This window comes from Ruminococcus sp. Marseille-P328 (genome assembly GCF_964249465.1).
In the GTDB taxonomy this organism is placed as follows: Bacteria; Bacillota; Clostridia; order Lachnospirales; family Lachnospiraceae; genus Blautia_A; species Blautia_A faecis.
This window is the reverse complement of the sequence record NZ_CAXUBQ010000009.1, coordinates 26,503-53,424: the sequence shown is the minus strand read 5'-3', so window position 1 is coordinate 53,424 and position 26,922 is coordinate 26,503. Positions and strand designations below refer to the sequence as shown.

Below are 26,922 nucleotides of genomic sequence, written 5' to 3'. Positions count from 1 at the left end.
TTATGCAGCGCTTTTTTGTGGAGCCTTTTCAGGTCCTGGAGGAAGAACACAGGATCACCCTTACCGGCCCGGATCTGAACCATATGAAAAATGTTCTGCGCATGCGCATTGGTGAGGATGTGTGGATCAGCGATGGCAGTGAGAAGGAATATCACTGTACCATAGAAGAATTTCAGGAGGACAGCGCAGTTCTTCATATCCTTTATGCTCAGGAATCCCAGTATGAGCTCCCAAGCCGGATTTATTTGTTCCAGGGTCTTCCCAAAGGGGATAAAATGGAACTGATCATTCAGAAGGCTGTGGAGCTTGGCGCTTACGCTGTTGTTCCAGTTGAAACAAGGAGATGTGTGGTGAAGCTGGATGCAAAGAAAGCGCAGAAGAAGGTTACCAGATGGCAGCAGATTTCCGAGAGCGCAGCTAAGCAGTCTAAGCGTATGCTGATCCCGGAAGTGAAAAATGTAATGAGCTGGAAAGAAGCACTTGCCTTTGCAAAAGGACTGGATGTGGTTCTGATTCCTTATGAGCTTGCCCAAGGTATGAAAGAGACCCGGGAAATCCTGTCGGCAATTCAGCCTGGACAGTCTGTGGGAATTTTTATTGGCCCGGAGGGCGGCTTTGAGGAGGAAGAAGTGAGAGATGCCATGGAAGCCGGTGGGAAACCGGTGACCCTGGGAAAAAGAATCCTGCGCACAGAGACAGCAGGTATGACCATGCTGTCTATTCTGATGTATACGCTTGAGTCTGTTTAAAAATATTTTAGCAATCTGCAAGACGTGCCAGAGTCTGTTTGAAGAATCATTTCTGCAATCTGCACGCCCCACTTTGCGGTATATTTCACCCGAATTCGGCTGCCGCAGCCCGCTGCGACGCCCTTATCCGGGCAAAAGCTTCCGCAAATTGTGATGTACTTCTTGCAGATAGCCTTTTTTAAACATGCTCTGGAAAAAAGAGGAAAAGTAAGAAATGGAAGCATATTTTGATAACTCCGCTACCACAAGATGTTATCCTGAGGTGGCAGAGATTGTAGTAAAAACAATGACAGAGGATTTTGGAAACCCTTCTGCCATGCATTTAAAAGGTGTGGAAGCGGAAAAGTATGTCCGTGAAGCTGCACAGACACTTGCCAAAATTCTCAAGGTAAATGAAAAAGAGATCATTTTTACCTCTGGCGGAACAGAGTCAAATAATCTGGCCTTGTTTGGCGGAGCGGATGCAAATAAAAGAAGCGGAAACCATATTATCACCACCTCAGTGGAGCATGCAGCTGTAGGACAGCCCGCAGAGCGCCTGGAACAGATGGGATATGAGGTGACGATAGTTCCTGTAGATCACAGGGGTGTGGTTCAGCTGGAGGCGTTAGAGAAAGCTTTGCGCCCGGATACGATTCTGGTATCTACTATGTATGTAAACAATGAGGTTGGTGCTGTGATGCCAGTAGAAGAGATTGCAAAACTGGTTCATGAGAAAAGCCCGAAGGCTCTGTATCATGTAGATGCGATCCAGGCATTTGGAAAATACCGTATTTATCCCAAAAAGGCAGGAATTGATATGCTCTCTGTGAGCAGCCATAAGATTCACGGGCCTAAAGGTGTAGGATTTTTATATATCAATGAGAAAGCCAGGATTCAGCCTCAGATCTTAGGCGGCGGCCAGCAGGCCGGTATGCGGTCCGGTACAGATAATGTACCTGGAATTGCAGGACTGGGTGTTGCTGCAAAGATGGTCTACACGGATTTTGATAAGAAAATTGAGCATATGTATCAGCTGAAGGAACGCCTTGCAGAAGGTTTTCTGAAACTTCCTGATGTTCGTCTCAACGGAATGGAGATAAGAGAAGGTGCACCTCAGATCTTAAGCGCCAGCTTTCTGGGCGTGAGAAGCGAAGTGCTGCTTCATACTCTGGAAGAAAAAGGCATTTATGTTTCAGCCGGAAGCGCCTGCTCCAGCCACAAAAGAAAAGCTGCCGGAACCTTAAGTGCAATGGGAATGGAAGCAGCCCAAAGAGAAAGTACGCTGAGATTCAGTTTTTCAGAGGAAAATACATTTGAAGAAGTGGATTATGCATTGGAAGTGATCGGGCAGGTACTGCCTATGCTTCGGAGATATTCCAGACACTGATGCAGTGAGGAAAAGAAGAATGAAATGCAGCGCCGGGGAAAGTCCGGCAGCCGCATAACATAAAGAAACAGGAGGAAATCAAATGATATTTCACGCATTTTTAATAAAATACGCAGAAATAGCTATCAAGGGTAAAAATCGATATCTGTTTGAAGATGCCCTTGTGAAGCAGATGAATATTGCTCTTTCTAAGATAGAGGGCGATTACCGCGTTGTGAAGGAGCAGGGCCGTGTTTATGTATTCTGTCCGGAGGAATACGATTTTGAGGAGGCTGTAGCTGCATTAAAAACAGTATTCGGTATTGTTTATATCTGTCCGGTAGTGATCTACGAGGACAAAGGATTTGAGCAGATGCGCTCTGACGTTGTGGAGTACATGAAGAATGTACATCCGGATTATCACGGCACCTTCAAGGTATATACAAGACGTGCAAAGAAGTCCTATCCGGTAAATTCCATGGAAGTAAGTGCAAGAATCGGTGAAAGCATTCTGGATGCTTTTCCGGAGGCAAAGGTGGATGTACATCAGCCTGAACTTACCGTTTCTGTTGAGATCCGTGAGAAAATTTATGTATATTCCAAGAGCATCAAGGGACCTGGCGGAATGCCGGTTGGAACCAATGGAAAGGCAATGCTGCTTCTTTCCGGCGGAATTGACAGCCCAGTGGCCGGATATATGATCGCAAAGCGAGGAGTTAAGATTGAAGCCGTTTATTTCCATGCTCCGCCGTATACCAGCGAGCGTGCGAAACAGAAGGTTGTGGACCTGGCGAAGCTGGTGGCAAAATACAGTGGACCGATCAGGCTTCATGTAGTAAATTTCACAGACATTCAGCTGTACATTTACGATCAGTGTCCACATGATGAGCTTACTATCATTATGCGTCGTTATATGATGAGAATTGCAGAGCATTTTGCAAAGAAGGATAACTGTCTTGGACTTATTACCGGTGAAAGCATTGGACAGGTTGCAAGCCAGACCCTGCAGAGTCTTGCAGCAACGAATGAAGTGTGTACATTACCGGTATATCGTCCGGTGATTGGGTTTGATAAACAGGAAATTGTAGAGCGTTCCTGGGAGATTGGAACTTATGACACTTCTGTTCTTCCATATGAAGATTGCTGTACTATTTTTGTCGCAAAGCATCCGGTTACAAAGCCGAATCTGAATGTGATCCGCAAGTCAGAGGAGAAACTGGCTGAGAAAATTGATGAACTGATGGAAGCGGCACTTAGCACTGCAGAAGTGATTGAAATCCAGTAAAAAAGTGGAAAAGCACTCAGAGACTGCATGAAGTCATCGAAAAAACAAAAAGAGGAACTGTGAACAGTTCCTCTGACAATCGAATATTTAATTATTCAACTGTATATTTGTCGATGATTTCCATAACGCTGTCAAGAGCAGCTCCGTCAGCATGGATATTGAGGTCGATCGGTTTGGATAAATCCAGGCTGAAGATACCCATGATAGATTTAGCGTCAATCACATATCTTCCGGATACCAGGTCGAAGTCGCAGTCAAATTTGCTGATCTCGTTTACAAATGCTTTCACTTTATCAATAGAGTTAAGTGAGATTTTTGCTGTTTTCATTGTGATATAACCTCCCTTGGATTGTTAGTAGTTTGCTTTACAGTACTCATATTACCTGTAGGCAGGATAAAAGTCAAGGTGAAAAAAGAGAAAAAATGGCAGCAGAATTAGTGAAAATGTATAAAAAATTTACAACATTACTGTGTACTGGTAATATTCCGCGGGATGCTTTTCGTGAATGAAATTTACAGAAGATCCGGGAAGTGCGGCACGAAATCACGTATTTGCATGAATTCTGTGCACCGCGGAGAAATTATCCTGCATGGTGTGGACAGTACTAGTTTTGGAGGAAAAAATGAAAAAAAAGGTTGCATTACACAATCTTGGATGTAAAGTAAACTCTTATGAGCTGGAAGCTATGCAGCAGCTTCTGGAACAGGCAGGGTATGAAATTGTACCTTTTGAACCAGGTGCTGATGTTTACGTAATAAATACCTGTACGGTAACAAATATTGCAGACCGTAAGTCCCGTCAGATGCTTCACAAGGCGAAAAAGATGAACCCGGATGCGGTGGTAGTAGCAACAGGATGTTATGTACAGACTGACGAGGGAAAACTGGAAACGGACGAAGCAGTAGATCTGGTACTTGGAAATAACCAGAAAAAAAATATTGTGGAAGTTCTGGCTGAATTTGAAAAAGAACACCAGCGTCAGGCTCATATTATTAAGATTAACCAGACAAAGGAATATGAAGAACTGGAAATCAGCCGTACAGCTGAGCATGTACGTGCTTATATTAAGGTGCAGGATGGCTGCAACCAGTTTTGCACCTATTGTATCATTCCCTACGCAAGAGGCCGCGTGCGAAGCAGGGAAAAAGAGAATATTTTAAATGAAGTGCACAAGCTGGCCAAAGCCGGCTACAAAGAAGTGGTGCTTACAGGAATTCATCTCAGCTCCTATGGAGTGGATTTTCCTGAGGACAAAAAAGAAACTTTGCTTTCTCTTATTCAGGCAGTAAATGAAGTGGAAGGAATTCAGAGAATCCGCCTTGGTTCCCTGGAACCGGGAATCGTCACAGAAGAATTTGCAAAAGAGCTGTCTTCTATGTCAAAAGTCTGCCCTCATTTTCATCTTTCCCTGCAGAGCGGATGCGATACGACTCTGGAGAGAATGAACAGACGATACAGAAGCGCGGAGTATAAAGCAAGATGTGAACTTCTTCGCAAATATTTCGGAAATCCAGCACTGACAACAGATGTGATCGTTGGTTTTCCAATGGAAACAGAAGAGGAGTTTCAGGCTTCCTATGATTTTGTGAAAGATATTCATTTTTATGAAACCCATATTTTTAAATATTCCCGTCGCCATGGAACTAAGGCTGCGGCTATGTCCGGTCAGCTGACAGAGGCAGAAAAAGCTGTGAGAAGTGACAAAATGCTGGAGCTGCACCAGAAGCGTGCAGCAGAATATGAGACTTCTCTTCTTGGAAAGACTCTGGAGGTACTTCTGGAGGAGGAAGTGGAGATTGATGGAAAAGCATATTATCTGGGACATTCCAGAGAATATGTGAAAGTGGCGGTGCCGAAAACGGAGAAATACGGTGTAAATGATATTCTGGCGGTGAAAGTGGAAAAAACTTTGCAGCCACATATTCTGCAGGGAGAAGAAATACAGGTTCTGTAGGGCGTGACCAGTAACATAATTATTACTGTTCACTGGTAACGTTCCGCGAGGTGTTTTTTGTGAACAAAGTTCACAGAAAACCCGAGAATCTCAGCGCGAAATCATGCGAATGCATGATTTCTGTGCATCGCGAAGCGGGTTACTGGGCAGGTCGTGACCAGTAACCACACAATTGCGGAAATGACAGGCAATGCAAAATTAGGATTGTAATTTACACGTAATTATATTAAAATAAAAAAGAAATAATCGTAAGGACGTGAGAAAAATGGCAGAAAATAATCTGGGAAGTACACAATATTTCAGAACAAAACCAGATCAGGAGCTTGAAGTAAAAGAAATCCTGGACCTGGTTTACAACGCAATGGAAGAAAAAGGCTATAATCCTGTGAATCAGATCGTAGGTTATATTATGTCCGGTGATCCGACTTATATCACCAGCCATAAGGGTGCCAGAAGCATGATCATGAAGGTTGAGCGTGACGAACTTGTTGAGGAATTGCTGACCGAGTATATTAAGAACAGATCCTGGGAATACTGATTATGAGATTAATGGGATTAGACTACGGTTCCAAGACGGTGGGCGTTGCCGTCAGTGATCCACTGGGACTTACCGCACAAGGTGTGGAGACTGTCTGGCGCAAGCAGGAGAATAAGCTTCGCCAGACGATGGCACGGATTGAAGAACTGATTTCGGAGTATCAGGTAGAGCGTATTGTACTTGGATATCCGAAGAACATGAATAATACTGTAGGCGAGCGGGCGGTGAAATCTCTTGAGTTTAAAGAAAAGCTGGAGAAGAGGACTGGCCTGCCTGTTGTGATGTGGGATGAACGACTGACTACGGCAGAAGCGGAGCGTACTTTGATGGAGACCGGTGTCAGACGTGAGAACAGGAAGCAGTTTCTTGATCAGATGGCTGCGGTTTTGATCTTACAGGGATACTTAGACCGAATGAATATGAATAAGGACGAAAATAATGGAGAAAATTAAATTTCAATCTGAGGATGGGATTATAGAATTTTTTGTGGAAGAACAGACTACAGTTGCAGGAATCACTTATCTTCTGGTTTCCGATTCACAGGACGATGAGGCAAATGCCTATATTATGAAAGATGTTTCAGAAGCGGGAAGCGAAGAAGCCAGCTATGAGATGGTAGAAGATGATGAAGAACTGGTGGCAATTTCCAAAGTATTTGAACAGATTTTGGACGACGTAGATCTTGAAATGTAATAATTTGCTGGGCAGATCGTGAACAGTGATGCGAAATCATGCTTTGCATGTTATTTTGTGCATCGTGAAGCGTGTAACTGTGAAGTTACTGAACAGTTACCAGCCGAAACAAAATAAAGTCGCTTTATCCTGGTAGCGTGAGTTTGGAGGATAAAGTGCGCAAAATGGAGGATAGATTGATTGAAGACGGAAAATGAAATGAACAACAACGGGCAAAGGACTCCGGCAGCCGGAAACGGAACAAGAAAACCAAATTTCAGACATAAAAATTACAGATATAAGGCACAGCCGAAAAAGGACGGAAAAGACGGTCAGAAACAAGGACAGGATAAGCAGACCAAGGGGAATTATAAACCTCAGTTCCGCGGTCAGGGCAAGCCTGCCTTAAAGAGACCACGCAAAACTAACAATGGCTCCAAGCTGAAAATCATTCCACTTGGTGGTCTGGAGCAGATTGGAATGAATATTACAGCTTTTGAGTATGAAGACAGTATAGTGGTAGTAGACTGCGGACTCGCTTTTCCAGAAGATGATATGCCGGGAATTGATCTTGTAATTCCGGATATTACCTACCTGAAAGAGAATATTTCCAAGGTGAAAGGATTTGTGATCACCCATGGTCATGAGGATCATATTGGTGCGCTTCCATATGTACTGAAGGAAGTAAATGCACCGATCTACTCCACCAAACTGACGCTTGCGCTGATCAGCAACAAGCTGAAAGAGCATAATCTGACTAAGACTACCAAGTTAAAAGAGGTAAAACACGGTCAGGTGATCAATCTTGGTGATTTTGCAATTGAATTTATTAAGACGAACCATAGTATCCAGGATGCATCTGCACTGGCTATTTATTCTCCTGTGGGAATCGTGGTACACACAGGTGACTTCAAGGTGGACTATACCCCTGTATTTGGAGATGCCATTGATCTGCAGAGATTTGCGGAAATCGGACGGAAAGGCGTTCTTGCCCTTATGTGTGATTCTACAAATGCGGAACGTCCGGGCTTTACCATGTCTGAGCGTACAGTTGGTCATGTTTTTGACAATCTTTTTAATGAATATAAGACTGCAAGAATCATTATCGCAACGTTTGCTTCCAATGTAGACCGTGTACAGCAGATCATCAATACTGCATACCGCTTTGGACGTAAAGTGGCAGTAGAAGGCCGCAGTATGGTAAATGTTATTACCACTGCCGCAGAACTTGGCTATCTGCGTGTTCCGGATCAGACTCTGATCGAGATCGACCAGGTAAAGAACTATCCGGATGAGCAGCTTGTTCTGATCACTACAGGAAGCCAGGGCGAGTCCATGGCTGCTCTTTCCCGTATGGCTGCCAATATCCACAAGAAGATTACCATTAAACCTAATGATGCAATTATTTTCAGCTCTCATCCGATTCCAGGTAATGAGAAGGCAGTATCCAAGGTTATCAACGAGCTTTCTATGAAAGGGGCCAAGGTTATTTTCCAGGATGCACATGTATCCGGACATGCCTGCCAGGAGGAAATCAAGCTGATCTACTCCCTTGTGAAGCCGAAATATGCAATTCCGGTACATGGTGAATACCGTCATCTGACTGCACAGAAGCTTGTTGCAGAGGAGCTTGGATATTCCAAGGACAATATTTTTATTCTGAAATCAGGAAATGTTCTGGAGATAGATGAGAATAGTGCAGCTGTTACTGGTTCCGTACACACAGGTGCAATTCTTGTAGACGGTCTTGGAGTCGGAGATGTTGGTAATATTGTACTTCGCGACAGACAGCATCTTTCCGAAGATGGTATTATGATTGTTGTCATGACATTAGAGAGACACAGCAATGTGGTACTGGCAGGACCGGATATTGTTTCCAGAGGTTTTGTGTATGTAAGAGAGTCAGAAGACCTTATGGATCATGCAAGAGAAGTGGTGGAGCTGGCTCTTGACGGATGTCTGGATAAAGGTATCACAGACTGGAGTAAGATTAAGGCAGCAGTGAAGGATGCACTCAGCGACTACGTATGGAAACGTACCAAGAGAAGTCCGATGATCCTTCCAATCATTATGGAGGCATAAGCAGAGGCGCGATGAACGAGATAAAAGACTGTATAGATGCACTTCTTGCAGCTGTACAGAACAGTGAAGAATATCAGGAATTTGAGAAATACAGAGATCTTCTGAAGGAGAACCCGGAGCTTATGGACCGTGTGAATGCATTCAGAGGAAACAATTTCAGACTACAGAATGAAGCAAACAGAGATGAGCTGTTCCGGGGAACGGAGCAGCTCAACAGAGAATCCAGGGAGCTGCGCAGAGATCCCCTTGTAAACGCATTTCTTGATGCGGAGTTTGCTCTTTGTAAACTTATGCAGAAGATATGCAGGACACTTACAGAGGGAATCGATCTGGACATTCCTGAGTTATAAGGAGGAAACATGGGTAATACAAGAGATCAGGTGGGAAAAGCAGGGCTTTTTGTAGCTGGTGGAATTTTTCGTACTGCTTTTTACGTCTGTGTTGCAGTGCTGATTTTCTGGATTGGCAAGTCGGCCTATCAGTTTGGCTACAATGTTTTTAACCAGCAGGCAGTCAGCCCGGGAGCAGGTCAGGAAGTGACAGTTGTGATTCCGGAAGGCTCATCCACGTATGATGTAGCCAAGATCTTGAAAAGCAAGGGACTTATTGATGACAGTCTGGTGTTCTTTGCACAGGAGAAACTTTCTACATATAAGGGACAGATGCAGGCTGGAACTTATCTGTTAAGTACAGCTTACACTCCTACACGTATTATGGGTATTCTTGCTGGTGATGAGGAGCAGACTGGTGTTACGCAGGATAGTGCCACAGCAGCTGATACAGCGGTCCAGACAGATACTCAGACTACAGATGCAGGAACTGATACAGCTGATACCCAGAGCGCAGATGGTACAGCGGATACTCAGGCAGCTGATGGAACTGCAGGGGAAGGAGAGTCCGGACAGTGATCGTAGAGGAGAGAATGCGCACTTACATCAATTCTCTTGATATGGGGAATACTCCTTTTCTGGAAGAACTGGAAAAAGAAGCACTTGCAGGAAGGGTTCCCATTATCCGCAAGGAAATGCAGAGCTTTCTGAAAATGTTTCTTGCAGCAACCCGGCCGATGAGAATACTGGAGGTCGGAACGGCAGTAGGTTTTTCCACTCTGCTGATGTGCGAATATGGACCTGAGAATCTGAAAATAACAACAATTGAGAATTATGAAAAAAGGATCCCTATTGCCAGAGAGAATTTCAGGAAGGCAGGACGGGAATCCCAGATAGAGTTCCTTACCGGGGATGCAGGAGAGATCCTGAAAGAACTTACTGGAACTTATGATCTTATTTTTATGGATGCTGCCAAGGGGCAGTATATGAACTGGCTGCCGGATGTGCTTCGATTAATGCATAAGGGCAGCGTTCTTGTTTCTGATAATGTTCTTCAAGAAGGGGACATTATCGAATCCCATTATCTTGTAGAGAGACGCAATCGTACCATTTATAAGCGTATGCGTCAGTATCTCTATGAACTGAAGCACAATCCGCTGCTGGAGACCTCCATCCTTCCGTTAGGAGACGGAGCCTCCATCAGTGTAAAGAAAGAGGAGTCATATGCGTAAACCAGAATTATTAGTTCCGGCAAGCAGTCTTGAGGTTCTGAAGATTGCCACGGTTTTCGGAGCAGACGCTGTTTATATCGGAGGAGAGGCTTTTGGGCTTCGTGCCAAGGCCCGCAATTTTTCAAAAGAAGAGATGGCGCAGGGAATTGCATTTGCCCATGAGCATGGTGTAAAAGTCTATGTGACAGTGAATATTCTTGCGCATAACTATGATCTGGCTGGTGTAAGAGAGTACTTGAAAGAGCTTAAGGAATTAAAACCGGACGCCTTGATCATCGCTGATCCTGGTATTTTTACCTATGCCAAGGAAATCTGTCCGGAGATTGAGCGTCATATCAGTACCCAGGCAAATAACACTAATTACGAAACCTATCGCTTCTGGTACAAGCTTGGAGCGAAGCGTGTGGTAACTGCCCGTGAGCTTTCTTTAGAAGAGATTCGCCAGATCCGTGCCAATATTCCAGATGATATGGAGATTGAGACTTTCATTCACGGAGCGATGTGTATTTCCTATTCCGGACGCTGTCTTCTCAGCAATTTCCTGGTAGGAAGAGATGCCAATCAGGGATCCTGCACACATCCGTGCCGTTGGAAATATTCCATTGTGGAAGAGTCGAGACCCGGGGAGTATATGCCGGTTTATGAGAATGAGCGTGGTACTTACATTTTCAATTCCAAGGATCTTTGCATGATCGAGCACATGGATGACATTCTCACAAGCGGAATCGACAGTTTGAAGATCGAGGGTCGTATGAAGACAGCTCTTTATGTAGCAACTGTCGCACGTACTTACCGCAAGGCTATTGATGATTATCTGGAAGATCCGGCCAAATATCAGGCAAACATGTCCTGGTATCAGGAGCAGATCGCAGGCTGCACTTACCGTAAATTTACAACTGGCTTCTTTTATGGCAAACCAAGCGAGGAAGCACAGATCTATGACAATAATACCTATGAGAAGGGGTATACGTATCTGGGATTTGCAGAAGCTGTAGATGAGAGAGGCTATGTGCAGATTACACAGAGAAACAAGTTTACAGTAGGAGAGATGATCGAGATCATGAAACCGGATGGAACCAATCTTCTGGTTCCTGTAAAAGCTATCTATGATGAGGAGGGCAATTCCGTAGAAAGCGCTCCCCATCCGCAGCAGAAGCTGTTTGTAGATCTTGGCGGTGAGGCAGAGGTTTATGATATCCTCCGCCGTAGTGAAGCATAAGTCTGAGAGTAATTCAGAAAAATAATCGTTACTGGTCACGGAATGAACAGTAACAAATAATCATAGAGGTAAAACTCGCAGAGCGTGTTTTACCCGTTTTCAGGAAAAAGCGTCCGCAATTTTTGCAGGGCGTTTTTTTCAATTCTGGATACATAGGAGCGGCTGATGTGAAGGTGCCTGGCGATTTCCCGCTGCGTCTGTTCCTTTTGCCCAAAGAGACCGAAACGGCAGCAGATCACCTCATATTCTTTGGAAGACAGTACAGACTTCATGGAATCCAGTACATGACGGATATCTTCTCTGGTGGAATACTCTTCCACAACGTCCACTGCCGGTCCTTCCATTACATCCAGAAGACTGATCTCATTGCCTTCTTTGTCTGTACCAATGGGTTCATACAGCGAGATTTCCCGGGAATGCTTCTTGCGGGAGCGGAATAACATAAGCAGTTCATTGTTGATACACTTTCCAGCATATGTGGACAGCCGGGCTGTTTTTGTGGAATCAAATGTGGAGATGGCTTTCATTAATCCAATGGTGCCAATGGAAATCAGATCGTCCAGTTCTACATCTGTTCCCTGATATTTTTTTACTACATGGGCAACAAGCCGCAGATTACGTTCTATGAGAATATTTTTTGCTTCCATATCGCCCCTTTGGTACTGCTGAAGATAATACTGCTCCTCGGCCATTGTCAAAGGTTTCAAAAATGTCTTCAAATCGCTACCTCAAAGGGGATTTCTATATAGTCTATGAAAAATACAGGCTTTAAGTGCCTGGCTGCCTTTTTTTACTGCGGAAAAAATCGTGGCAGGATTCTTTTTATATTTTACATTGAAATAAAGGGTGAAAATCATTATAATAATGTCAGAGTAACTGCCTGGAGCGTGTTTGAAAAAGGCTCTGGTTCGAAAGAGGCAGTGACAGCGAGTAACAGGATTACTGTTCCACAGCAATGTTCTGAGAAGTGTGTTGCTGTGAAGTTTGCGGACAGTAACAAGAACACGAAAGACGTAAGGTGAATGATTTTGAAAAAAAAGATCGAACAGCTTTTAAACGGAAAGTTTGAATATGAACAGCCCCAGCTCCTTTTTTCCAAGGAGAAGATTTCCCTGACCATGAAAGCAGGGGAGACGAAGAGAGGGGAAGTGTACGTTGGAACAGAGGATAATCAGAAGATCCGCGGTTATGTTACTTCCTCCAGCCGCCGGGTGGTACCGGGAATGGACCATATTTCAGGAACTACTGTGCGTCTCCCGCTTGGAATTGATACGGTAGGACTTGCTCCCGGAGAAAACCTGAAGGGATGGCTGTGCTTTACTACAAATATTGGAGAGGCCCGTCTTCCTTTTGAAATTGAGATCGAAAAAGAGGAAATACGCAGTTTTTCAGGTGTGGTAGGGAATCTGGACGAATTTGTAAAAGTTGCCCGGGATGATTTTAAAGAGGCATTCCGTATTTTTAAAGATGCCAGCTTCACCAGAATTCTGGAAAATGAGGATCAAAAGATCCAGACACTTTATTATGGTCTGTCCAGACAGCCGGTGACATATCAGCATCTGGAAGAATTTCTCATTGCCGCAGGCAAGAAGGAAAAAGTAACCATAAGTGCCAGAGAGGTGGGCAAAGAATACTATGAGTTGAAAGACTCTTTGAAAGAATCTTTTTATATTCAGAGAAGCGGATGGGGGCATCTGCGCCTTGATGTGGAAGCTGTTGGAGAGTTTCTGGAAGTTCCCCGCAAGGTGGTAACAGACGAAGATTTTATTGGCAGCCATTATGAAGTGGAATATCTGGTACACAAGGAGAAATTAAGACAAGGCAATCAGTTTGGCAAAATTATAGTAAAAAGCCCTTATCAGGAGATTACTTATACCGTTGTTGCATCCACAAGTGGTAAACTGGATGTAGATATCCGTCTGACTCAGGAGAAGAGTAAACTGGATCTTCAAAAAGACTGTCTGGCCTACTTGTGCTATGAGACTGCTGTGGCAAGCTGTCTTGCGGGAAAGGAGAATCCAGGGGTCAACAGCTGGATGGATTTTTCCACCTGGAGTGCAAGCAGCCACTATATTCTGAACCAGCTTCACCAGTCCGGATGTGATTATCCGGAATACCAGATGTATGAGGCCTTTCTTCTTTACATGGAGAACCATCATGAGGAAGCAAGAGTTCTTCTGGAAAGCTATCAGGATAAATCCTATACAAGAGATGATCTGGAGTTTGCTGGAATTTATCTGTATCTGTGCACGCTTACCGGTTTATATAAGGACAAGGTTCACGCCCTGTCCAGAATCCGCAATTTTTACATGCAAAAAAGTGACAGTTTTCCGCTTTTATGGATCCTGCTGAAGCTGGATCCTGCATACAAGGAGACTCCGTCCAAGGCATTATTTGTGCTGGAAGAGCAGTTTGGCAAGGGCTGCAGGAGTCCGTTCCTCTATCTGGAAGCATGGAAGATCATCTGCAAGGACATGACTCTTCTTCACAGGCTGAACAGCTTCTGGGGACAGGTATTCCGCTTCGCGGCAAGAAGAAACCTTCTTACAGAGGAGCTGGTAATGCGTCTTGCATATCTTTCTGGGTATGAGAAAGATTATAACGAAAGTATTTATCAGGCATTGGCAAAGGGCTATGAACAGTATTCTTCAGAGGATACCCTGGAAGCCATCTGCAAATATGTGATGAAGGGAAACCCAAGAAAGACCGAATATTTCCGCTGGTTTTCCCTGGCAGTGGAGCATGGGCTGCGTCTTACAAGACTTTATGAGTATTATGTGGAGACTATGGACACTTCCAGACGGATTGAGCTTCCAAAGGCTCTTCTCATGTATTTTACTTACAACAGCGATTCCCTTGGAGATTCCAAGCGGGCATTTATTTATTCCTGCATTATTGCAAATAAGGAAAAAGAGCCGGCAGCATACCAGCGCTATATGTCAGGTATGCGGGATTTCGCCAGGAAAAAACTGGCTGAGGGCAAAATGAATGAGAGCTATGCTGTCTTATATCAGGAGTTTCTGATGGAGCCTCGCACAAAAGAGGCGGCAGATTCCATTGCGCAGAAAATGTTTACCCACCGCCTTTATTTTGATGATAAAAAAGTCCGCTATGTGATCGTTCGTCACAGTCAGATGGAATCAGAGGAGACTTATACCTGTGTTCAGGGCGTAGCTTATCCAAGAATTTATACAGAAGATGCTGCTATCCTTTTTCAGGATGACAAGCAGCGCAGATACAGTGCTACTGTAGATTACAGCTTGAAGAAGACCATGGATGAGGATGGGGCAGTGAGAAAAGTTCTTGCCCTTGGCGTGGATGAGCCAGGTGTGCTTCTTCATTATTGCGAAAGCCATGAACTGGACAAAGATAATCTGGATATTTTTCAAAGACTGGTCAAATCCGATGCTTTTTGCATGGAGTATAAGCAGAAGGTGCGTCGCAGGATTCTGGATTATTATGCAGAGCATGTATTTGGCGAAGATCTGGATCAATATTTAAAGCAGATGGATTACCAGGAATACGCCCGTGTGGACAGGCAGAAGCTTCTGGTGGTTCTTATAAGCCGCGGTCTTTTTTCCCAGGCACAGGCCATTGTGGAGGAATTCGGCTATGAGGGCGTGGACATGCGAAGCCTTTTGAAACTGGTAAGCCGCATGATCGTGCGCTGCGACATGCTGGAAGATGAGGAACTTCTGGCTTTGGCATCTGATGTTTACAGAAATGGATTTTATGATGAGGTGATCCTCACATATCTTATGAAATATCGTTTTGGACCTGTGGATGAAATGTTTTCCATCTGGAAAAGTGCTGTGGGATTTGAAATGGATACCTATGATCTGGAGGAAAAAATCCTTCAGCTTCTTATGTTTACCACGGATTACCGCAAGGAGGGAGAGCATGTTCTGGAATCCTACATTCGCCATTCCGGAAGGGAGTGGATCGTAAGCGGATATCTGACCCATGTTTCCTATGGCATTTTTGTAAAAGAATACACCATGAGTCCTTTTGTGAAAAACTGTCTGTTGAATGCATATATGCAGAAATGGATGGTAAATGAAGTCTGCTATCTGGCTTTGTTTAAAGAGCTTTCCAGGGAAAAGAGCAGAAAAGAGGCTCTTCTTTCCATAGAAAAAGAGCTTCTGAAAATGTGCATGGACAAAGAAATGGTATTTTCTTTCTTCCACAGACTTCCACCGGAAATTTTGAGCCTGTATCAGATGGATGACAAAACATGTGTGGAATATCACACCAGCCCGGAGGCGAAGGTAACCCTTGTATATGCTTTGGATACCGGACTTGGACGTGCGCTGGAATATAAGACAGAGCCTCTTAAGAATGTATATGAGGGTATTTTTACCAAGCCGTTTACCATGTTTTACGGGGAAACTTTGCATTATTATTTTTCAGAGGAATGTAATGGACAGACCAAAAGAACGCCAGAGCGGGTACTTGGAATGAGTAAGGTGGAAGGTACACCATTCAGCAAGTACCAGATGATTAATCAGATTTTGTCTGCGCGGAAACTGGACAAGCATCATGAGGTGAAACAGGGACTGAAGCAGTATTTCCGCCAGGAACAGTATGTAAAAGAAATGTTTGTCATTACAGAAGAGGACTGAATATATGAATGAAATTCGTGATTTGATCATAGGAATTGATTTTGGAAAAGATTATTCCCAGATCTGCTATTATGACCGGAAAGGGGAGGAACCCTGCTCTGTGTCCATGAAAGTTGGTGCCCAGGAGTTTGAAGCACCTACCTGTATTTGCAGGCGCGGAGAGCATAAAGAGTACACCATTGGTCTTGAGGCAGTTTATTTTGCCCGGGAAAAAGGGGGACAGATGGTGGATGACCTGTATGGAATCTGTAAGAAAGAAGACAGTGTGCAGATTCTGGGAGAACAGGTGGAGCCATGGGAGCTGCTTCAGGTTTTTCTGGAGGGTATGCTGAAATTTCTGGGAGTTGCAGATCTTGTAAAAAATACAAAATGCCTGGTGATCACAAGTCCTGAGCTTGAGGACCCCCAGGTGAAAAATATGGAAAAAGCCTGCCAGGCCATTGGTTTTTCGAAGAATCAGTACATGCTGATAGACCATGGAGAGAGCTTTTATTATTATTCCCTTACCCAGAAAAGAGAGACCTGGAACCGGAGTATCGGCTGGTATTCTTTTCACCAGGATGAAGTGAAGTTTCAGCAGCTGACTATGGACAGCAGCACAAGGCCGGTGCTGGTACGCCTTGAGGAGCCGAAGAAGACGGTCCTCCCATCTCTTACAGCACCTGAGGAAGAGGGAGAGAAGGCCGTGGAAGCCAGAGATGAGGCTTTCCGTGATTTTATTAAGGAGACTCTTGGAACCGGTCTTTTTTCCAGCATTCAGATCACAGGATATGGATTCAGCCCGGATTGGGCGAAAATATCCATTGGAAGCCTTTGCATGCAGCGAAGAAAGGTTTATTATGGAAATAACCTTTTTGCAAAAGGTGCATGTGCAGCTGGAAAGGAGCGCCTTGAGGATAAGATCTTGAAGGGGTACCGTTATATGAGTCCTGCTCTTGTGCTGAAAGATGTGGGAATGGAAATGCGGGTGATGGGTGCACCGGCATATTACCCGCTTATTGAGGCTGGTAAGAACTGGTATGAGTGTAAAGCTGGCTGTGAGCTGATCCTGGATGATATAACAGAGCTCGTTTTTGTTGTTGGAACCTTCGGCGAGAAGCACAAGAAGAAAGTAATTATGGGACTGCCCGGACTTCCTGAGCGTCCCAATAAGACTACAAGACTGTCTCTGGCCCTTGCATATGTGTCACAGAAGAAATGCCGCGTTGTTGTAAAAGATCTTGGATTTGGAGAAATGTTCCCTTCCAGCGGCAAGGTCTGGGACGAACTGGTAGAGTGGTAAAGGAGGCTGGAAATGAGCGGTTATATTTTATGTCAGACAAAAAAGGCGGACAAGCCGTTTTTTGTGGAGAGTATCAATACCAATATTTACTCACTGGAGGAGCTTTGCTACTTTCTGTACCACAATCTTTATCTGGTGGATTCTTCTGTTATAAATGAAAATCTCTGTATCTGGATCAGCGAGGAACTGGATCTGCCAAGGCTGGCAGCCAAGCTACGTCCTCATCTTGGTAAATTTGCCAGTGCGGAGGATGTGCTTTATCCGGTATTTAAGGAGATCAATTATCTTACTTACGATGAGCTGAAGGCATTGAATGTAAAGCTTGCCAAGCTGGATCAGGAGGCACCTCTTCTTCGAAAAAAGAGAAAAGGGGATGCCCTGGTAGCGAATAAGATGTATGTAAGTGCCATCAAGGTGTATCAGCAGCTTCTGAAAAAAGAAGAGCTGGAGCAGATAAGACCGGGGCTGACCATGAGTGTGTGGCATAACCTTGGATGTGCGTACAGCTATCTTTTTCAGATGGAGAAAGCAATGGAGTGTTTCTGGGAGGCGTTCCTTACCCAGAGCGATCCTAAGGAGCTGGTTTGCTATCTGCTTGCTTATCGTAGCGTGAAGAAGCCGCAGGAGTATGAGAACAGGCTGAAAGAGCTGAATGTATCGGAGGAAGTGAAGGATACTTTAAAAAAGGCATTGGATGAGTTTGCGCAGAAAAAGGAGGTCAGCATAAGACAAGGGAAGGCGGATGAAATGCTGGAGAAGCTGACTGGAGAGTATCATAGGAGCACAGGTTCGTGATGAACCTGTGCTTTTTCTAAAAAACTATATTGACAGAATTACTTTCGTATGCTACCATACAACCATGCTTTAACATGGTAGAGTGAAAACACACTAAAATAATGAGAATTAGATTTCAGGAGGATAGATATTATGAAAAAAAGAATGCTGGCGATTATGATGAGTGCCTTGGTGGCAGCAGGTATCTGCTCTGGTGTGACTGTTTATGCAGATGCCGACAGTAAGACCCTGACTGTTGGATTTGATGCAGAGTACCCGCCTTTTGGTTATATGGATGAAAGTGGCGAATATGTTGGTTTTGACCTGGATGTGGCGCAGAAGGTATGTGATAATCTTGGATGGGAGCTTGTAAAGAAACCAATTAACTGGGATTCCAAGGATATGGAGCTGAATTCCGGAAATATTGACTGTATCTGGAATGGCTTTACCATCAATGGACGTGAGGATGATTATACATGGTCTGATCCATATCTGAATAACGAGCAGGTTATGGTAGTCGCTTCCGATTCCGGAATTGAGACACTGGCAGATCTGGCAGGGAAGAATGTTGTAGTACAGGCTGCATCTGCTGCACTCGATGCATTAAACAGTGATGACAACAAGGATCTGACAGACAGCTTTGCATCCCTTACAGAGAATCCGGATTACAATACCGCATTTATGAATATTGATTCTGGCGCAGCTGATGCTGTTGCTGTTGATATCGGAGTTGCCAAATATCAGCTGGCTCAGAGAGAAGAGGGCAAATATAAGATTCTGGACGAGCCGATTCAGAGCGAGCAGTACGGCATTGGCTTTGCCAAGGGAAATGAGGAGCTTCGTGATACCGTATGGGCTGAGGTTATGAAGCTGTATGATGAGGGCGAGATTGATAAACTGGCTGAGCAGTATGGTGTAGCTGACATGCTTTGCCTGGGAGATGAAGAAGCAGATAAGACAGAAGAGAGTACAGATGCGGCAGAAGAAAATGCAGATTCTGATGAGGCAGCTGACGCAGATACTGCTGAGGATGAGGCTGAATAATTCACATAGACTATAAACACGAATATACGCAAAAAAGAGGGTACCTGGCGCACCCTCTTTTCTTAGCGAGAAGGGGTCTGCTCCCAAAGTAGGAGCTTGATTCGCATAATATGATACCAGTGTCAAAAGGTCAAAAAGCTGTTCGTGATTGCACGATAAGGCTTTTGAACTTGGGACACGCCAAATATGAGAAAGTAGCGATTTACGCAGTAAATCAGCGGATTTCGAATATTTGGAGGATTGCGGGAGCAGCGTAGCTGCGTAGCAATCCGGGTATCAAATGAGTGTCAAAAGACCTTTTGACACTCATATCATAATATGAATTATGGAATGAAATGAAACGTGAAATGCGATCCCTTAGAACACAAGTATCAACAGGAGGAACACAGTAACTATGAGTTTTAGTGTAATGTTAAGCCAGCTTGCAAAGGGAATGACCGTAACTACGGAAATTTTCTTTGTAACCCTTATATTTTCCCTGCCACTTGGCCTTCTGGTCTGCTGGGGGAAAATGTCCAAAATAAAGATAATCAGATGGATCATTTCTGCTTATATCTCCATTATGCGCGGAACACCTCTTATGCTGCAGCTGATGGTAGTATATTTTGGACCATATTTTATTTTTGGAATCCGGATTTCCATGGGTTATAGCCTGATCGCTGTATTTATTGCTTTTGCAATTAATTATGCCGCTTATTTTGCAGAAATCTACCGTGGCGGAATTGAATCCATGCCAGTAGGTCAGTATGAAGCAGCCAGAATCCTTGGCTACTCCAAAGCACAGACCTTCTTCCGTATTATTCTCCCTCAGGTATTCAAACGGATTCTGCCCTCCATCACCAACGAGGTAATCACACTGGTAAAGGATACCTCCCTGGCCTTCGTGGTAGCAGTAGCTGAAATGTTCACTCTGGCCAAACAGATTGCCAGCTCTCAGACCACGATGGTGCCGTTTGTGGTAGCGGCTGTATTTTATTATGTATTTAACCTGCTGGTAGCAGTGATTATGGATAAAGTAGAGAAAAAACTGAACTATTACCGCTAATAATTTATCATCAACCTGCAGTGAATATACATTGTAAAACTGTGTGCGGGTAACCAGAAGGAGTCACTATATGAAATTATTTGAAATGAAACACATAAAGAAAAGTTTCGGAGCCCTGGACGTTCTCCGTGACATTTCCCTGGAAGTAGACAAGGGCGAGGTTCTTAGTATTATCGGTCCCTCCGGCTCTGGTAAGTCTACATTGCTTCGCTGTGCCACTGGTCTGGAGACACCAGACGGCGGCGAAATCATCAAAAACGGAAAAATCGGATTGGTTTTTCAGAATTTTAACCTTTTTCCCCATTTTTCCGTGATTAAAAATATTACAGACGCTCCAATTAAGGTACAAAAGAGAGATAAAAAAGAGGTTTATGCGCAGGCAAGGGAGCTTCTTAAGAAAATGGGGCTTTCGGATAAGGAAAATTATTATCCCTACCAGCTTTCCGGCGGACAGCAGCAGCGAGTTTCCATCGCCAGAGCCCTTTGCATGAACCCGGATATTCTTTTCTTCGATGAGCCCACATCTGCTTTGGATCCGGAGCTCACTGGCGAAATCTTGAAAGTAATCAAAGACCTGGCAGCCGAGCATATCACCATGGTGATTGTTACCCACGAGATGAGCTTTGCCCGTGACATCTCCGACCGGATTATCTTTATGGATGACGGTCTGATCGCAGTGGAAGGCACCCCGGAAGAGGTATTTTCATCAGAACATGTAAGAATGAAGGAATTCCTTGGGAAATTCCATCAGGGGCTTGTTTAAAATCGTAAGATTTTACCATTTTTTGTAAGATTTCTTTAAATGTGAAAGCACCACCTTTTAACTAAATAGGATATGTCAAAAAAACGGAAGGTTGTATCTGGAATACACCTTCCGTTTTGCGTTATCTTATTAGCAGAGAAGGAGGTATGCTATATGAGCGTGAAAAAGTCAGAAACTGCATTGGCAGAGAGGATTGGAAGAAAAAAATTACGTGGAATCAAATATTTGCTTCTGGCAGTTCCATTTTTAATTTATGTATTTGCATTTTCCTATGTTCCGCTGGTTGGATGGATTTATTCCGTGTTTGATTACAAAATTGGACAGAAATTTCTGGATTTTGGCAGCATGGTTTTTGTAGGACTAGGTAATTTCCAGAAGTTGTTTACAGAACGGTCAGAGGTACTGCGTGTATTAAGAAATACATTGGCGCTTAGCGCACTGGGGCTGCTGGCAACCCCTGTTCCGGTAGTGTTTGCAATTATGTTCAATGAAATAAAAAATTCTAAATTTAAAAAAATTGTTCAGACAGCAACCACACTGCCAAACTTTATCAGCTGGATCATTGTTTATGGTGTTGCTTTTGCTTTCTTTTCTGTAAATGGATTTGTAAGTGTTCTGATGCAGAAAATTGGCATTCAGCCGCCTGTTATGGGAATTCTTGGTGATGTGGATCACACCTGGGTTCTGCAGTGGATTCTGGGAATCTGGAAAAGCTTCGGATGGTCAGCAATTATCTATATTGCAGCGATTACAGGAATTGATTCAGAACTATATGATGCAGCAAAGGTAGACGGAGCCAATAAGATCCAGTCTATTTTGCATATTACAATTCCAGGGATCATGCCTACCTATGTGGTAATGTTCCTTCTTGCAGTAAGTAATATTCTTTCAAACGGATTTGACCAGTATTTTATGTTTTACAACCCTATGGTAGCGGATAAAATTGAAGTGCTTGATTATTATGTATATAAGGTTGGATTTTATATAAATGATTATTCCTATTCCATTACCCTGGGAATGCTGAAGTCAATACTTGGAATTGTATTATTATTTACTGCAAACGCATTGTCGAAAAAAATCAGAGGCGAATCGATTGTATAACTGGAGGTGAGAAGAATGAAAAAAACAAGTTCAAAAATTAAAACATCACCACAGGAGAAATTTCTTCATGTATTAAATGTATTTTTTCTGTTGATTGCAGTATTTCTCTGTGTGTATCCGTTTTATTACATGGTTATTTATTCCCTGTCTGACAGTACAAGGGCATCCCTGGAGGGAATTTATTTCCTGCCAAAGGGCTTCACATTGGATGCATATAAGATGATCCTGAAAAAATCAGGATTCGGACATGCTTTCCTGATTTCAGGAGCCAGAACAGTCATCCAGACAATCCTGTGTCTGTTTGGTTCCTCCCTGTTTGCATATCTGGTAACGAAAAAAGATATGATTGGAAGAAAATTTGTATACAGGTTTGTAGTTATTACCATGTATTTAAGTGCCGGTCTGGTTCCCTATTACATAACCATGAAAGCATACCATTTGAACAACACTTTCTGGCTGTATATTATTCCTGGAATTGTAAACGCATATTATGTCATACTGATCAAAACATTTATAGAACAGATTCCGCAGTCTCTTCAGGAGTCTGCGGAACTTGACGGAGCAGGCTTTTTCAAGATTTATACGAGCATAATTCTGCCTCTGAGCAAACCTATATTGGCGACAGTAGCAGTGTATGCCTCAGTTGGAGCCTGGAATTCCTGGCAGGATAACTACCTTCTGGTGCAGAATCCCAACCTGCAGACAGTACAGCTGATCCTTTATAACTGCATCAATCAGGCACAGATGCTGGCAGACAGTATGAGAAGCGGACAGGTTGGAAATGCAGCTGCTATTTCATTATCAGCAGACAGTGTACGTATGGCAACCACGATTATTACAGTTATTCCTGTTATGCTGGTATACCCTTTCCTGCAGAAATATTTTGTAAAAGGGGTTATGCTTGGAGCTGTTAAAGGATGATATGGGAAAAATTGAACGGAGGATTTAACTATGGCAGTATTGGCACAGAAACCACCGATGGGGTGGAATTCCTGGAACACTTTTGGTGCTCATATAAATGAGCAGTTGATCATGGAAATGGCAGATACTATGGTGGCAGAAGGCTACAAGGAGGCTGGATATGAGTATGTGATCATAGATGACTGCTGGTCCCTGAAGGAGCGTGTGGATGGAAAATTAGTGGCAGATCCGGAACTGTTTCCACATGGAATGAAAGCTCTTGCAGATTATATCCACGGCAAAGGTTTGAAATTCGGCATGTACTCCTGCGCCGGTACGAAAACCTGTGCAGGATACCCGGGAAGCTATGGTCATGAAGCAGAAGATGCAAAGCAGTTTGCCCAATGGGACGTGGATTACCTGAAATATGATTTCTGCTACTTTCCGGTCTGTGCAGATGCAAAAAATGCATATCTTACTATGGCAATGGCTCTTCGAAGCTCGGGAAAGGATATTTTATTTGCAGCCTGTAACTGGGGAAAATATGATCCGTCGGGCTGGATGCGGTCAAGAGGGGCACATACCTACCGCTCTACAGGTGATATTTTTGATGTACCGAAAAGTTATAAAGATATTTTTAAAAGCCAGGTAGAGAATATTGAAGGAAATGCACCGGACTGCTACAACGATATGGATATGCTGATCACAGGAATGCATGGAAGCGGCAATGTAGGGCTTAATGGATGTACAGACCAGCAGTATCTTCAGCATTTTGCAATGTGGTCATTCCTTGGCTCTCCTTTGATCATGGGAGCAGATCTTCGAAAAATTGACAAGACTAATAAAGACATTCTTTTAAACAAAGGGCTGATTGCCATTAATCAGGATGAAGAGTATCGCCCTGCATTTCTTGTAGACAATATGGGCGATAAGCGGTATATTCTGGCAAAGCTTCTGTCCGGAAACAGAATTGCCCTTGCATTTTTTAATCTGGAATACGAAAGTGATTATTTGAATACTATGGAAATTTCCTTTTGCGATCTTGGAATTCACTCTGGAACCGGAATAAAAATGAAATTTACAAATGCAGTTACCGGGGAAAGCATTGGTGTTTACCAGGATGCCTTTTCTACACAGGTATTGCCAGATGAGTGCAAGATTATAATTGCAGAGATGATCTTACCGGAAAAAGAGTGAAAACAGGATGAATATGGAAATGACAGATACTAAAAATACTTCCGTCATATGTTGTGTGAAGTGCAACCGTCCAGTGAGTCATGATGAAATTGGTCTTTATAAGAGGATATTTAACCGGGGAGCTGAGACTTTCTGGTGCATTCACTGTATCAGTGAGTATCTTGACTGTCCTGTTCCAAAGCTGGAAAAGAAAATAGCGGAATTTCGTGATATGGGGTGTACACTTTTTACAGAATAAATAGGTAATTGCGAAACTCGCAATGCTCGTTTACAATTTTGTATCTAAGTTTGATACTGTCTGCAAGAACAATGGTAATAAGTTGCGCGATACCAGCAAGGATTAAGTCTGATGCATAAAAATGATTTTGAAATGAAATCGGAATAATCTCATCAATATCGATATGCGTTTCTAATAGGGATAGAAACGCAGGTTTGTTATTTTCAAATTTCTCCTGGCAATCTGTAAAAATATCTGCTAAAGAAAGCTGTTTATATGGTATCATAGATGTTAGAATAACTCCTTTCTTGGTGTATGGTTTATAGTTCCTCGACAATTCTATTATACCGTATCCAGTGAGGGGTTATTTGTTTTTTTTGTAATAAAAAAATGCCGTGTTTATGCGGCTTGTGACGTTTCGCAAACGCCTAAAAGAATAAACAAAAGAAGGGAATAAAAATATGAAAGCAGATTTTAAGCATATCCTATATGGCGGGGATTACAACCCGAACCAATGGCCGGAAGCAGTCTGGAAAGAAGATATGGAACTTTTCGATAAAGCTCGGATAAACAGCGCAACAGTCAATGTATTTTCCTGGGCAAAGCTCCAGCCGTCAGAAGAACGGTATGATTTTGAGGAACTGGACAAGGTCATTGAAATGCTGGGAAAAAACCATAAAGACATTGTCCTTGCAACTTCAACCGCGGCAATGCCGGCCTGGATGTTTCGGAAATATCCGGAGGTGGCAAGGACGGACTATGCGGGAAGGCACCACAAGTTTGGACAGAGGCAAAATGCATGCCCAAATAGCCCTGTTTACCAGAGATACGCGGCAAAACTGGCTCAAAAGCTTGCAAAAAGGTATGGACATCTGGACAGTGTGGTGTGCTGGCACATAAATAATGAATATAGCGGTGAGTGTTACTGTGAAAATTGCGAAAAAGCCTTCCGTGTCTGGCTTCGGAAAAAGTACGGGACGCTGAAAGCACTGAATGAGGCATGGAATACAGAATTTTGGGGGCACACCCTCTATGACTGGGAGGAAATTGTGCTGCCAAACGCTCTTGGCGAAGGTCTCGAGTGGTGCAGCGGCACAGCGTTCGCCGGCATTTCCATTGACTATGCCCGTTTTAATTCGGATAGTATGCTGGAAAATTTCAAGATGGAGCGGAACGCTATCCGCAGCGTGGATCAAAAGACTCCGGTTACAACAAATCTAATGGGAACGTTTAAGCAGCTGGATTATTTCAAATGGGCAAAGGAGATGGACGTCGTATCCTGGGATAACTATCCATCTTATGATACGCCGGTAAGTCTGACGGCGATGCAGCATGACCTCATGCGGGGCTTAAAGCAGCAGCCCTTCATGCTGATGGAGCAGACACCAAGCCAGCAGAATTGGCAACCTTACAATTCATTGAAAAAACCGGGGCAGATGAGGGCACAGAGCTATCAGGCGATCGCACATGGGGCGGATACGATACAATTTTTCCAGCTCCGCCGCAGTGTTGGCGGATGTGAAAAATTCCATGGAGCAGTCATTGCCCATGCAGGAACAGATAATACCAGGGTGTTCCGTGAGGTCACACAACTAGGGACAGAGTTAGAAGAGCTGGGAGATCAGATCCTGGGGACAGCAAATCCGGCTGATGTCGGGATATTGTTTGACTGGGATAATTATTGGGCATTGGAATTTACAAGCGGACCCCATAAAGATTTAAAATATGTGGATCAGATTCATAGGCATTATAAGTTCTTTTATGAAAAAACATAGCTGTTGACATGATCCCAAGGGATGCAGATTTTTCAAAATATAAGCTGATCGTTGCGCCGGTGCTTTATATGGTTCATCAGGGTGTCAAGGAAGCGCTTGAAGCCTTCGTAAAGAAAGGTGGTGTATTAGTGACCGGCTTTATGAGCGGTATCGTAGGTGAATCAGACAATGTATATCTTGGCGGCTATCCAGGACCCCTCAGGGACTTGGCTGGAATTTGGGTGGAGGAGATTGACGCATTGGCTCCAGAGCAGAAAAATTCTGTAAAATTTAAAGATGGTACAGAGTTTACCAGCACAATGCTATGTGACTTGATTCATCTGGAAGGGGCCGAGAGCATGGCTGATTACAGCAGCAATTTTTATGCGGGTACACCTGCTGTCACCAAAAACAGTTATGGAAAAGGTACTGTTTATTATTGGGGGACTCAGCCAGAGGACTGTGCGTTTACAAGGATGATGGGCTGCATAGTTAAGGAAGCAGCAGTCAAAAGCTTAGTAGATGAGCGGACATCCCTTGAAGTGACAGTACGGAAAACCAAGGAAAATACCTTTTATTTCCTAATAAATTTCAGTAAGGAAGAGACTGTGGTTCCTCAGTGTTTTGCAGGAATGCAAAACCTTTTGACGGGGGAAACGGTGTCCAGACAGGAAATTTTGAAACCTTTTGAGGTAGAGATCATAAAGAAATAGCCTGTATCTGAGGTTTCTAATAGGGATAAAAACGCAGGTTTGTCATTTTAAAATTTTTCCTGGCAATCTGTAAAAATATCTGCCAAAGAAAGCTGTTTATA

General features: G+C 43.6%; 28 protein-coding genes. 24 read left to right on the top strand and 4 right to left on the bottom strand.

The genetic code is table 11. The features are described 5' to 3' along the window. Positions 1–2: 2 nt before the first annotated feature. Positions 3–749 (top strand): 16S rRNA (uracil(1498)-N(3))-methyltransferase, encoded by a 747-nt coding sequence (locus ACESTK_RS08195; RefSeq protein ID WP_373119434.1) that lies wholly within the window; start codon positions 3–5, stop codon positions 747–749. On the opposite strand, the gene ACESTK_RS08190 is transcribed toward ACESTK_RS08195, so the two are convergent. Continuing rightward, on the bottom strand, positions 746–973 hold the full coding sequence (locus ACESTK_RS08190) for a DUF6783 domain-containing protein (RefSeq protein ID WP_373119432.1): 228 nt from the start codon (positions 971–973) through the stop codon (positions 746–748). The two genes, ACESTK_RS08195 and ACESTK_RS08190, sit on opposite strands and share 4 nt — an antisense overlap. Here ACESTK_RS08190 and ACESTK_RS08185 point away from each other — a divergent pair. Together ACESTK_RS08185 and thiI are read left to right on the top strand one after the other, a co-directional pair. Continuing rightward, complete coding sequence (locus tag ACESTK_RS08185) at positions 964–2,118, top strand: cysteine desulfurase family protein (protein ID WP_173716408.1); 1,155 nt, start codon at positions 964–966, stop codon at positions 2,116–2,118. The genes ACESTK_RS08190 and ACESTK_RS08185 overlap by 10 nt on opposite strands. Before the next feature lie 82 nt (positions 2,119–2,200). Continuing rightward, complete coding sequence (gene thiI / locus ACESTK_RS08180; protein WP_118578552.1) at positions 2,201–3,382, top strand: tRNA uracil 4-sulfurtransferase ThiI; 1,182 nt, start codon at positions 2,201–2,203, stop codon at positions 3,380–3,382. 91 nt (positions 3,383–3,473) lie between these two features. On the opposite strand, the gene ACESTK_RS08175 is transcribed toward thiI, so the two are convergent. Next, a complete protein-coding gene (locus ACESTK_RS08175) occupies positions 3,474–3,710 on the bottom strand; it encodes an HPr family phosphocarrier protein (RefSeq protein ID WP_021925019.1) in 237 nt (78 codons plus the stop codon). A 295-nt stretch (positions 3,711–4,005) separates the two neighbouring features. Here ACESTK_RS08175 and mtaB point away from each other — a divergent pair, with 295 nt between their 5' ends. The 9 genes from mtaB to ACESTK_RS08130 all read left to right on the top strand — a co-directional run bounded on the left by mtaB (position 4,006) and on the right by ACESTK_RS08130 (position 11,409). Continuing rightward, positions 4,006–5,337 (top strand): tRNA (N(6)-L-threonylcarbamoyladenosine(37)-C(2))-methylthiotransferase MtaB, encoded by a 1,332-nt coding sequence (gene mtaB, locus ACESTK_RS08170; RefSeq protein WP_373119429.1) that lies wholly within the window; start codon positions 4,006–4,008, stop codon positions 5,335–5,337. 265 nt (positions 5,338–5,602) lie between these two features. Further along, positions 5,603–5,875: an IreB family regulatory phosphoprotein gene (locus ACESTK_RS08165; protein ID WP_021925017.1), complete on the top strand. Its 273-nt coding sequence runs from the start codon at positions 5,603–5,605 to the stop codon at positions 5,873–5,875. Between the two features lie 2 nt (positions 5,876–5,877). After that, the gene (gene ruvX / locus ACESTK_RS08160) at positions 5,878–6,327 is read left to right on the top strand and encodes a Holliday junction resolvase RuvX (protein WP_118578548.1); all 450 of its coding nucleotides are present in this window, start codon (positions 5,878–5,880) and stop codon (positions 6,325–6,327) included. Beyond that, a complete protein-coding gene (locus ACESTK_RS08155) occupies positions 6,314–6,568 on the top strand; it encodes a DUF1292 domain-containing protein (RefSeq protein WP_373119428.1) in 255 nt (84 codons plus the stop codon). Before ruvX ends, ACESTK_RS08155 begins: the two co-directional genes overlap by 14 nt. A 459-nt stretch (positions 6,569–7,027) precedes the next feature. Continuing rightward, complete coding sequence (locus tag ACESTK_RS08150) at positions 7,028–8,629, top strand: ribonuclease J (RefSeq protein WP_368368580.1); 1,602 nt, start codon at positions 7,028–7,030, stop codon at positions 8,627–8,629. Between the two features lie 11 nt (positions 8,630–8,640). Then, positions 8,641–8,979 (top strand): YlbF family regulator, encoded by a 339-nt coding sequence (locus tag ACESTK_RS08145; protein ID WP_373119426.1) that lies wholly within the window; start codon positions 8,641–8,643, stop codon positions 8,977–8,979. A 9-nt stretch (positions 8,980–8,988) separates the two neighbouring features. Then, complete coding sequence (locus tag ACESTK_RS08140; RefSeq protein WP_270414014.1) at positions 8,989–9,537, top strand: endolytic transglycosylase MltG; 549 nt, start codon at positions 8,989–8,991, stop codon at positions 9,535–9,537. Further along, positions 9,534–10,190: an O-methyltransferase gene (locus tag ACESTK_RS08135; protein ID WP_270414013.1), complete on the top strand. Its 657-nt coding sequence runs from the start codon at positions 9,534–9,536 to the stop codon at positions 10,188–10,190. Before ACESTK_RS08140 ends, ACESTK_RS08135 begins: the two co-directional genes overlap by 4 nt. Further along, the gene (locus ACESTK_RS08130; RefSeq protein ID WP_118578538.1) at positions 10,183–11,409 is read left to right on the top strand and encodes a U32 family peptidase; all 1,227 of its coding nucleotides are present in this window, start codon (positions 10,183–10,185) and stop codon (positions 11,407–11,409) included. The genes ACESTK_RS08135 and ACESTK_RS08130 overlap by 8 nt, the downstream gene beginning before the upstream one ends. A gap of 89 nt (positions 11,410–11,498) precedes the next feature. Here ACESTK_RS08130 and sigK read toward each other — a convergent pair whose 3' ends face one another. Continuing rightward, complete coding sequence (gene sigK, locus ACESTK_RS08125; protein ID WP_148461293.1) at positions 11,499–12,128, bottom strand: RNA polymerase sporulation sigma factor SigK; 630 nt, start codon at positions 12,126–12,128, stop codon at positions 11,499–11,501. 309 nt (positions 12,129–12,437) lie between these two features. Between sigK and ACESTK_RS08120 the strand changes: the two genes are divergently transcribed. From ACESTK_RS08120 to ACESTK_RS08075, 10 genes are all read left to right on the top strand, one after another. Then, positions 12,438–16,031: a DUF5717 family protein gene (locus ACESTK_RS08120; RefSeq protein WP_226840989.1), complete on the top strand. Its 3,594-nt coding sequence runs from the start codon at positions 12,438–12,440 to the stop codon at positions 16,029–16,031. A 4-nt stretch (positions 16,032–16,035) separates the two neighbouring features. Beyond that, complete coding sequence (locus ACESTK_RS08115) at positions 16,036–17,313, top strand: DUF5716 family protein (RefSeq protein WP_148461294.1); 1,278 nt, start codon at positions 16,036–16,038, stop codon at positions 17,311–17,313. A 12-nt stretch (positions 17,314–17,325) separates the two neighbouring features. Beyond that, complete coding sequence (locus ACESTK_RS08110; protein WP_373119423.1) at positions 17,326–18,108, top strand: hypothetical protein; 783 nt, start codon at positions 17,326–17,328, stop codon at positions 18,106–18,108. A gap of 132 nt (positions 18,109–18,240) precedes the next feature. Beyond that, complete coding sequence (locus tag ACESTK_RS08105; RefSeq protein WP_373119421.1) at positions 18,241–19,131, top strand: amino acid ABC transporter substrate-binding protein; 891 nt, start codon at positions 18,241–18,243, stop codon at positions 19,129–19,131. A 394-nt stretch (positions 19,132–19,525) separates the two neighbouring features. Then, positions 19,526–20,176, top strand: a complete 651-nt coding sequence (locus ACESTK_RS08100; RefSeq protein ID WP_118578520.1) for an amino acid ABC transporter permease — start codon at positions 19,526–19,528, stop codon at positions 20,174–20,176. A 70-nt stretch (positions 20,177–20,246) separates the two neighbouring features. Beyond that, on the top strand, positions 20,247–20,939 hold the full coding sequence (locus tag ACESTK_RS08095) for an amino acid ABC transporter ATP-binding protein (RefSeq protein ID WP_148461297.1): 693 nt from the start codon (positions 20,247–20,249) through the stop codon (positions 20,937–20,939). 153 nt (positions 20,940–21,092) lie between these two features. Beyond that, positions 21,093–22,040 carry an ABC transporter permease subunit gene (locus tag ACESTK_RS08090; protein ID WP_148461298.1) on the top strand — a complete coding sequence of 316 codons (948 nt, stop codon included), beginning with the start codon at positions 21,093–21,095 and terminating at the stop codon, positions 22,038–22,040. Between the two features lie 15 nt (positions 22,041–22,055). Beyond that, a complete protein-coding gene (locus tag ACESTK_RS08085; protein WP_148461300.1) occupies positions 22,056–22,961 on the top strand; it encodes a carbohydrate ABC transporter permease in 906 nt (301 codons plus the stop codon). Positions 22,962–22,991: 30 nt separating this feature from the next. Further along, on the top strand, positions 22,992–24,137 hold the full coding sequence (locus ACESTK_RS08080) for a glycoside hydrolase family 27 protein (protein ID WP_148461301.1): 1,146 nt from the start codon (positions 22,992–22,994) through the stop codon (positions 24,135–24,137). Positions 24,138–24,156: 19 nt separating this feature from the next. Continuing rightward, positions 24,157–24,375: a hypothetical protein gene (locus ACESTK_RS08075; RefSeq protein ID WP_148461302.1), complete on the top strand. Its 219-nt coding sequence runs from the start codon at positions 24,157–24,159 to the stop codon at positions 24,373–24,375. On the opposite strand, the gene ACESTK_RS08070 is transcribed toward ACESTK_RS08075, so the two are convergent. Continuing rightward, positions 24,365–24,640, bottom strand: a complete 276-nt coding sequence (locus ACESTK_RS08070) for a hypothetical protein (protein WP_330634135.1) — start codon at positions 24,638–24,640, stop codon at positions 24,365–24,367. The two genes, ACESTK_RS08075 and ACESTK_RS08070, sit on opposite strands and share 11 nt — an antisense overlap. A 175-nt stretch (positions 24,641–24,815) precedes the next feature. Between ACESTK_RS08070 and ACESTK_RS08065 the strand changes: the two genes are divergently transcribed. Further along, positions 24,816–26,129: a beta-galactosidase gene (locus ACESTK_RS08065; protein WP_313719904.1), complete on the top strand. Its 1,314-nt coding sequence runs from the start codon at positions 24,816–24,818 to the stop codon at positions 26,127–26,129. A gap of 8 nt (positions 26,130–26,137) precedes the next feature. Then, positions 26,138–26,821: a beta-galactosidase trimerization domain-containing protein gene (locus ACESTK_RS08060; RefSeq protein ID WP_313719902.1), complete on the top strand. Its 684-nt coding sequence runs from the start codon at positions 26,138–26,140 to the stop codon at positions 26,819–26,821. Positions 26,822–26,922: the final 101 nt, after the last annotated feature.

What these genes read in the sequence shown, in the direction of transcription:
- ACESTK_RS08105 (WP_373119421.1), top strand. Translation starts at nt 18,241, where the DNA reads ATGAAAAAAAGAATGCTGGCGATTATGATGAGTGCCTTGGTGGCAGCA.
- ACESTK_RS08175 (WP_021925019.1), bottom strand. Translation starts at nt 3,710, where the DNA reads ATGAAAACAGCAAAAATCTCACTTAACTCTATTGATAAAGTGAAAGCA.
- ACESTK_RS08090 (WP_148461298.1), top strand. Translation starts at nt 21,093, where the DNA reads ATGAGCGTGAAAAAGTCAGAAACTGCATTGGCAGAGAGGATTGGAAGA.
- ACESTK_RS08165 (WP_021925017.1), top strand. Translation starts at nt 5,603, where the DNA reads ATGGCAGAAAATAATCTGGGAAGTACACAATATTTCAGAACAAAACCA.
- ruvX (WP_118578548.1), top strand. Translation starts at nt 5,878, where the DNA reads ATGAGATTAATGGGATTAGACTACGGTTCCAAGACGGTGGGCGTTGCC.
- ACESTK_RS08065 (WP_313719904.1), top strand. Translation starts at nt 24,816, where the DNA reads ATGAAAGCAGATTTTAAGCATATCCTATATGGCGGGGATTACAACCCG.
- ACESTK_RS08155 (WP_373119428.1), top strand. Translation starts at nt 6,314, where the DNA reads ATGGAGAAAATTAAATTTCAATCTGAGGATGGGATTATAGAATTTTTT.
- ACESTK_RS08190 (WP_373119432.1), bottom strand. Translation starts at nt 973, where the DNA reads ATGCTTCCATTTCTTACTTTTCCTCTTTTTTCCAGAGCATGTTTAAAA.
- ACESTK_RS08060 (WP_313719902.1), top strand. Translation starts at nt 26,138, where the DNA reads ATGATCCCAAGGGATGCAGATTTTTCAAAATATAAGCTGATCGTTGCG.
- ACESTK_RS08145 (WP_373119426.1), top strand. Translation starts at nt 8,641, where the DNA reads ATGAACGAGATAAAAGACTGTATAGATGCACTTCTTGCAGCTGTACAG.
- ACESTK_RS08075 (WP_148461302.1), top strand. Translation starts at nt 24,157, where the DNA reads ATGACAGATACTAAAAATACTTCCGTCATATGTTGTGTGAAGTGCAAC.
- ACESTK_RS08070 (WP_330634135.1), bottom strand. Translation starts at nt 24,640, where the DNA reads ATGATACCATATAAACAGCTTTCTTTAGCAGATATTTTTACAGATTGC.
- mtaB (WP_373119429.1), top strand. Translation starts at nt 4,006, where the DNA reads ATGAAAAAAAAGGTTGCATTACACAATCTTGGATGTAAAGTAAACTCT.
- ACESTK_RS08140 (WP_270414014.1), top strand. Translation starts at nt 8,989, where the DNA reads ATGGGTAATACAAGAGATCAGGTGGGAAAAGCAGGGCTTTTTGTAGCT.
- ACESTK_RS08095 (WP_148461297.1), top strand. Translation starts at nt 20,247, where the DNA reads ATGAAATTATTTGAAATGAAACACATAAAGAAAAGTTTCGGAGCCCTG.
- ACESTK_RS08080 (WP_148461301.1), top strand. Translation starts at nt 22,992, where the DNA reads ATGGCAGTATTGGCACAGAAACCACCGATGGGGTGGAATTCCTGGAAC.
- ACESTK_RS08085 (WP_148461300.1), top strand. Translation starts at nt 22,056, where the DNA reads ATGAAAAAAACAAGTTCAAAAATTAAAACATCACCACAGGAGAAATTT.
- ACESTK_RS08185 (WP_173716408.1), top strand. Translation starts at nt 964, where the DNA reads ATGGAAGCATATTTTGATAACTCCGCTACCACAAGATGTTATCCTGAG.
- ACESTK_RS08110 (WP_373119423.1), top strand. Translation starts at nt 17,326, where the DNA reads ATGAGCGGTTATATTTTATGTCAGACAAAAAAGGCGGACAAGCCGTTT.
- ACESTK_RS08115 (WP_148461294.1), top strand. Translation starts at nt 16,036, where the DNA reads ATGAATGAAATTCGTGATTTGATCATAGGAATTGATTTTGGAAAAGAT.
- ACESTK_RS08195 (WP_373119434.1), top strand. Translation starts at nt 3, where the DNA reads ATGCAGCGCTTTTTTGTGGAGCCTTTTCAGGTCCTGGAGGAAGAACAC.
- ACESTK_RS08150 (WP_368368580.1), top strand. Translation starts at nt 7,028, where the DNA reads ATGAATATTACAGCTTTTGAGTATGAAGACAGTATAGTGGTAGTAGAC.
- thiI (WP_118578552.1), top strand. Translation starts at nt 2,201, where the DNA reads ATGATATTTCACGCATTTTTAATAAAATACGCAGAAATAGCTATCAAG.
- ACESTK_RS08130 (WP_118578538.1), top strand. Translation starts at nt 10,183, where the DNA reads ATGCGTAAACCAGAATTATTAGTTCCGGCAAGCAGTCTTGAGGTTCTG.
- ACESTK_RS08100 (WP_118578520.1), top strand. Translation starts at nt 19,526, where the DNA reads ATGAGTTTTAGTGTAATGTTAAGCCAGCTTGCAAAGGGAATGACCGTA.